This window comes from Bradyrhizobium ingae (genome assembly GCF_055791185.1).
In genome coordinates this window covers 1-625 of record NZ_JBVUBB010000106.1, presented here as the reverse complement: position 1 = coordinate 625, position 625 = coordinate 1, and the positions used below count along the sequence as shown (strand labels likewise).

The window sequence follows — 625 nt, the reverse complement described above, 5'->3', positions numbered from 1 at the left end:
TTCAAGTACGGGGCGGCCTTGCTGTTTCAGGGAAGCTGAAATGGAAATTTCCGTTTCCGGCTTTTGCTACGTGGAATAAAGAAGAAGCTGTAAAAACAGCAAGAACGCTTATCGCTCATCAACCAAGCAGTCTGGCCGCCGGACATGGAAATGTTCTCTGCAATCCCGTTGAAATGATGGCTGAGGCTGCTGAGGAAGCTGAACGAAGCCTGCCGGGAGGCCGATCATAATGTCACCGAGAGTCGGAATGAGCCTTGACATGATATTGAGAGCCGCAGCAGGCATCGCTGACGAAAAAGGGCTGAACGAAGTGACGCTTGCGGCCGTTGCAAAGTCCTTAAACGTAAAACCGCCTTCCCTTTACAATTTTGTCAATGGCCTTCAAGGAATTAAAACAGAGCTGGCTGTCTCCGGTTTAACTATGTTATTTGAAAAAATGGCGGCCTCTGCAGAAGGACTGACGGGTGAAACGGCTTTGCTCGCTCTTGCCGATGCCTATATCAATTTCGCCGAAGCCAATCCCGGATTATATGACGCAACATTTCAAAAAATAAAAGACGGCCGGATTGAGAATCTGTCAAGCCTGCTTGTAGAGCTTGTTGTCAGGCAGCTGACAGCTAACGGT

General features: G+C 48.8%; 2 protein-coding genes. Both read left to right on the top strand.

Features of this window, described 5'->3' with window-relative positions:
• Nucleotides 1-230, top strand: a 230-nt coding sequence (locus ACV1FX_RS41745) for a hypothetical protein (RefSeq protein ID WP_473123287.1), incomplete at its 5' end; no start/stop codon positions are given.
• A 17-nt stretch (nt 231-247) separates the two neighbouring features.
• The coding region (locus ACV1FX_RS41740) for a TetR/AcrR family transcriptional regulator (protein WP_473123286.1) at nt 248-625 on the top strand (378 nt) is incomplete at its 3' end.